We start from the raw sequence: 5,084 nt of genomic DNA, 5'->3' as shown, positions 1-5,084 counted from the left end.
ATTTCTTTTGTGTGTTGGGTAGAGTAGTTTTTGGTAAGATGTGTTCACAACTGAATGAATTATTCATGTTTTTCATGAAAAACCCCCTCGCTATTTTAAAGTTGAAAATTAAATTAATAGTTAAAATATTAATCTACCCTATAAAATGAAAAAACTATTTTTTCTACTATAAAATTAAAAATATTTAATCTTTATCTTAGATAATAGACAAAAATATAGTAATATTCAAAATGATACTTTTAAAATCTCTTAGAGCAGCGCCTAAATATATTATATTAATTTATATTATTATTTTTTGATACTTTTATTTCAGTCAACATAATGAAAATTCTTTTTTTAAAGCACAAGAAAAGACAATAGAAAAACCTGCTTTAAAAGCACAAAATGTTTTATGGTCGCGCAAATTTCAACAACCAGAAGATTGGCGAAGAGATCACGGGAGCTATAATCCCATTGACCATTATTGATAAAACGTTCTTTCAAGCGCTACTGAAAAATCAAGTCAATATTCCACTACGAGCTTTATCAGAAAAAAGTTAATCATCATACACACAGTCCTTGGTGGACAATTCTTGCAAAGAAAAATTATTGTGTTTAGAATTTATTTACTCGTATAGGTTGTTTTCTACAGCGCGATATAAGAGCGCGTTTCCTTGGTTATATGTTATTTCGCTTTGCTGTTGTTGTAGGTTGTATTAGGTTGTATTGCCATAAAAAACAGTTGTTTGAAAGCTTTACCATATTGAAAATCTTTTTTTTTTAATATACGTTTTATCTTGACAAGCTTTTTTCAAAGCTATGAGTCTTATTTCAAATAGAGGAAAATACAATGGCAAAAAAATAAAAACCCAACTGCGTTAACAGAAGGGTTTCTAAATACCTGTACGGTAAATTAAAAAAGACTTTAAGTAATTCTCAATTTAATTTATCGTGATGCGTTCTGCAAGAGAAATTTTGTGGAAAAAGGGTATTTTAAACATTTTTTTTTGCCTCCAATAGAGAGGTTTTAAAAATTATGGTTAAAAAAACATCTGGAAGAAAGATAAATGCACATCATATAGAATTTAGAAAATTAGCAGAAACTGCTGAGATTGGTTCTGTAAGCCGTGGTCAATTGATTGGATTGGTTAATCAACTGGAACAGACTGATTTCATAAAAGAGAGTGAAGCTAAACTTCTTTTGAATTTGTTAAGGACAGCTCCAAGAGATTCATTTGAAAAAGGCGGGGTTCCTATTGTTTTCAAAAGCAATCGACAACTTAGTTATGACATTAAACGGAGTGAATCGCGCGTTAGTTTTTTACTTTCATGCCTTTATGACTGTGGTCTTATTGTTATGCGCGACTCTGGTAACTTTAAACGCTATCCTATACGTAACCATAGCGATGATATCGTAACAGCTTGCGGTATTGATTTACGTATTCTTATTGCGCGATATCATGAACTTAAGCAAAAAGCAGGCAAAGCTTTGGAGATTCGTGAGAAGCAAGAAGAAGCTTTGCATTATTTTAGAGGATTGGTGCGTCAAATTAAAACCTGTTATACAGAAATGGAAGCAACACCGTTTACCTCACTGCTTTTTTCTAGAATGCAAAAAATCCTCCATATTATTGGTCGTCCGGCTAAAGCGTCGTTTGAAAAATTATACAAAGCAATTCGTCTTTTTGAGGGGATTTTACAACGTTTTTTTGGGCAAAAAACATCAAAAACAAGATACACGGATCTTGCTGGCAATATACATATAGAACATACAACCCCTAACTATAATTGTAATTGTAACAAAAATGGGTGTTCAGATAATTCTGAACACACTCAAATCGTTAATGTGACCTCCGGTCACGATAAAATGGCTTATGAAAATATAGAGAACGGCAAAACCGCCCCTTCACTTCCTTCAAAAAGTAGTACATTGCCTCAAATTAAGCCGGAGATACTGGAAAAGGCTTTACCAAATGCCGTCTTGTTTTCTGAATGTAGTTTCCAAACAGAAAGCGATTTGATACATTCTATGTATCCTATGTACAGAATGATTAAAGTTTCAGAACATGCCGCTGAACAAGCTACAAAAATCATGGGGCTTAAAAAAACAGCTCTGGCAATTGCCATCATTTTTGAAAAATATGCTAGAGGACTTGTAAAATCACCAGGAGGATATCTCCGCGGCATGATTGATAAAGAAAAAAAGGGAGAATTATATCTAGAGCGTTCTTTATTCGCTTTATTGAAACAAGCTGATCAAGAAGAAATAAATAGTTTAAACTTAGAAAAAAATCAGAAAATAAAGCTAAACGAAGAAAAAAGCTCTTTGTTTGAGTTTGAACTCAATAAAACGTTAAATAATCTAACAATGTCAAAATTTGCATAAAAAATCTTATTAAAGTGAAAAAAATAAATGGATAAAACAAAGAAAATAATAGGGCGACGGTTAACTGCACAACATCTAGAATATCAGAAAATAGCAGAGAACGTTGAATATAAACCAGTAAGCCGCGATAAATTAAGCAAGCTGGCTTATCGATTATATCATATTGATTTAATTAGTAGAGCAGAATCTTCTGTTCTTTCTACCTTATTAGAAATAACGCCTGATAAAGCCTTTAAAAAAGGTGGAGTTCCTATTATTTTTAAAAGCAATCAAGATATTGGTTTTATGACTCGTAGTCCAGGACGTGTTAGTGTACTTCTTTCAAGTTTGTATGATTGTGGGTTGATTGTAATATGGGATTTTGGATATTTTGGTCGCCAACATATAGATGATAACGATCGATATACTCGCTCAACAAGGGCTATTGATCTGCGTCTTTTTATCATTCGTTACTATGAGCTTAAGGAAAAAGTAGATAAAAAATTAAAACGTATTGCATCCTAATATGGCATATTTTCAGTATACGATACTGATATTGTTAGTTTGAAATTACCTGTCCAATATTATGAAAAATCTATATCGATAGCTTTTGCTTGCATTTGTTCGTAAAGTTTTTGAATTGCTTTCATATTATCTTTTCGTGCTTCGTTGATCGATAGTTCAATTGAGGTTGAAAAGTATAATCCTGTATCTTCTAGCCATTTATAATGCCATACCATTGCTTTACGCCCCTCATCATAAGGCAATCCACCTTTTCGGTTTTTGGGTAAGCTATGTGTTTTATTTATAAATTGGTATTGTACAGGATCACTAACAAGAGCTATATGTTTTTTAATGACATCTATATAAGCTAAAGCATTTTTGAAACTTTTGATCATAGCTTTACTGTTACCGTATTGGATAAAATCATTTTCTGTTAAAGAGCGCTCACTACTGATGAGTAACGATATATCACCATTTTGTCCAATATCACGAAGATAATTGTACAAATCACTTCGCACATCATGTAATTTTTTTGCCTCCAATGTATTACTAAATTCTTGCATATATTTATGCTGTTGATCGAACAAATATTCTAGTTTATCTTGATATTTTTCATGCTTACTATCATTTGTATAGATTTTTGCTACTTCTTCTTCCACAGAAAAACCTTTCTTAATGAGATGTCTTCTTATGCTAACTTGGAAAAAGAATCCGGACAATAGGCAAAAAATATTTAATTATGTCATAAAAAGTGTTTTTTAAATAAGGTAATTGGAGTTTTTAAATTTACATAAATAATAATTTATATACGAAATAAATATTTTAATTATTCATCTTTAGTGCCATTAATCCTTATTTTTAAAAGGCGTAAAGAAGGTCGAAAATGAGAAAAATTTTTGATTTAAAAAAAAGAGAAAGAGATAAATGATCAACTTATCCTAGCGGGGATAACTTTTTAGAACCTCTTCCTCCAAAAAAAGATATATACAAGATATTTTTATTTAGCAATTATTTTATTAGATCCTTTATACTTTTTTAATGAGAGGCTATCTGCCTCTCAAACTCTCTGGAACGCTCACCAAAATCATGACATCAGATCCGCGTTTAATGAGGGGACTAACAATCCTAGGTTCTTGATGTCAAGGAGACCATTACATGGCGCCTAACGGCGTCCTTGACAAAGAACCTAACGGCTTGTTTCGTCCATCTCACGCGGCTCCGAAATCATGATTAGAAGGGGCGCTTTTAGGGGCATATACTTCAAAAGAAAGAGATAAAAATTATAAGCTATTTTATGAGATAAATATTTGAAAATATTATAAAAAATGTAACATAATTAAAATTATAGGCGTTGGAAATGTTCAATCATGATGATATCGAAAGTGTTGAATTTTATTTTACTGTAAATGGTAAACAAATAAAATTTGATAAAGAGACTAATGATAAATTAAAGGAAAATATAGATTGGGAGAAATTTTTATCGCAATTATTCGTTGATAAGGAATAATAAGCCCTCTGGGTCAAATGCATATATTTTTTAGGGGAGATCCAAATGCCAAAAATTTTTATTGTATATAATAATCATACTATTTTAGAACAAACTGAACGTGTTCTTTTTAAGCTTGGATTGGAACCATACGTTCTGAAATTTGGTAGTGATGATTTAACTACTATTGAGGATTTTAAACAAGAAATTAGTATGCAAACTAATTCTCCAAAATTTGGTATTGTGCTACTTACTCCCGATGACATTGGTTATGCAAAATCTGCTGATAAAAAAGACGCACAACCGCGCGCTAATCAAAATGTTATTTTTAAAATGGGTATGTTGTTTCCTATAATTTCTTGCAGAAATATTGCTATTTTAAAAAAACGAGATGTTGAAGTACCTTTAGATTATGAAGGGATTAATTATATTCCTTTTAATGAACACGTAAAAGAGACGCTCCCAAAACTTGTTGAACTATTAAACACAGCCGGATTCAATTTAGATACAGTTAACTACTGAATTTTTTTCTGTATGAAGTATACGCAAAATATGCACTCTTCTTTGTTCTTGGGATAAGGCTTTAGGAGTATATGGGATAAAAACGTCCCGTACAGGTTTATTTTCTTGTAATAAAAGCATGAAATGATATAATCATCCCTTTCGGGATGATTATGATTGAAAGCAGAATGAAAATATTGGGTTTTATTGTTAGAAATACACGTAAAAAACAAGGATTAACACAAGAAC

The 5,084-nt window shown here is 31.3% G+C and carries 5 protein-coding genes; 4 read left to right on the top strand and 1 reads right to left on the bottom strand.

What is annotated here, in order from left to right:
• Nucleotides 1-1,015: 1,015 nt before the first annotated feature.
• Together repC and ACFIMG_RS08690 are read left to right on the top strand one after the other, a co-directional pair.
• Nucleotides 1,016-2,365 carry a replication initiation protein RepC gene (gene repC, locus ACFIMG_RS08695; RefSeq protein ID WP_375679404.1) on the top strand — a complete coding sequence of 450 codons (1,350 nt, stop codon included), beginning with the start codon at nt 1,016-1,018 and terminating at the stop codon, nt 2,363-2,365.
• A gap of 27 nt (nt 2,366-2,392) precedes the next feature.
• Nucleotides 2,393-2,869 carry a helix-turn-helix domain-containing protein gene (locus tag ACFIMG_RS08690; RefSeq protein ID WP_375679297.1) on the top strand — a complete coding sequence of 159 codons (477 nt, stop codon included), beginning with the start codon at nt 2,393-2,395 and terminating at the stop codon, nt 2,867-2,869.
• Between the two features lie 59 nt (nt 2,870-2,928).
• Here ACFIMG_RS08690 and ACFIMG_RS08685 read toward each other — a convergent pair whose 3' ends face one another.
• Entirely contained in the window at nt 2,929-3,507 is a 579-nt protein-coding gene (locus tag ACFIMG_RS08685) for a hypothetical protein (RefSeq protein WP_375679296.1), read from the bottom strand.
• Between the two features lie 698 nt (nt 3,508-4,205).
• Here ACFIMG_RS08685 and ACFIMG_RS08680 point away from each other — a divergent pair.
• Both ACFIMG_RS08680 and ACFIMG_RS08675 read left to right on the top strand, forming a co-directional pair.
• Nucleotides 4,206-4,355 carry a hypothetical protein gene (locus tag ACFIMG_RS08680; protein ID WP_208438676.1) on the top strand — a complete coding sequence of 50 codons (150 nt, stop codon included), beginning with the start codon at nt 4,206-4,208 and terminating at the stop codon, nt 4,353-4,355.
• Nucleotides 4,356-4,400: 45 nt separating this feature from the next.
• The gene (locus ACFIMG_RS08675) at nt 4,401-4,856 is read left to right on the top strand and encodes a TIR domain-containing protein (protein ID WP_375639727.1); all 456 of its coding nucleotides are present in this window, start codon (nt 4,401-4,403) and stop codon (nt 4,854-4,856) included.
• Nucleotides 4,857-5,084 lie beyond the last annotated feature (228 nt).

It is taken from the genome of Bartonella sp. AP11XZML (assembly GCF_042196445.1).
Lineage (GTDB): Bacteria > Pseudomonadota > Alphaproteobacteria > Rhizobiales > Rhizobiaceae > Bartonella.
The sequence above is the reverse complement of the archived record's forward strand: the minus strand, read 5'-3'. Positions and strand labels throughout refer to the sequence as shown.

Excerpts from the sequence above, each read along its gene's own strand:
- repC (WP_375679404.1), top strand. The coding sequence starts at position 1,016 with ATGGTTAAAAAAACATCTGGAAGAAAGATAAATGCACATCATATAGAA.
- ACFIMG_RS08690 (WP_375679297.1), top strand. The coding sequence starts at position 2,393 with ATGGATAAAACAAAGAAAATAATAGGGCGACGGTTAACTGCACAACAT.
- ACFIMG_RS08680 (WP_208438676.1), top strand. The coding sequence starts at position 4,206 with ATGTTCAATCATGATGATATCGAAAGTGTTGAATTTTATTTTACTGTA.
- ACFIMG_RS08675 (WP_375639727.1), top strand. The coding sequence starts at position 4,401 with ATGCCAAAAATTTTTATTGTATATAATAATCATACTATTTTAGAACAA.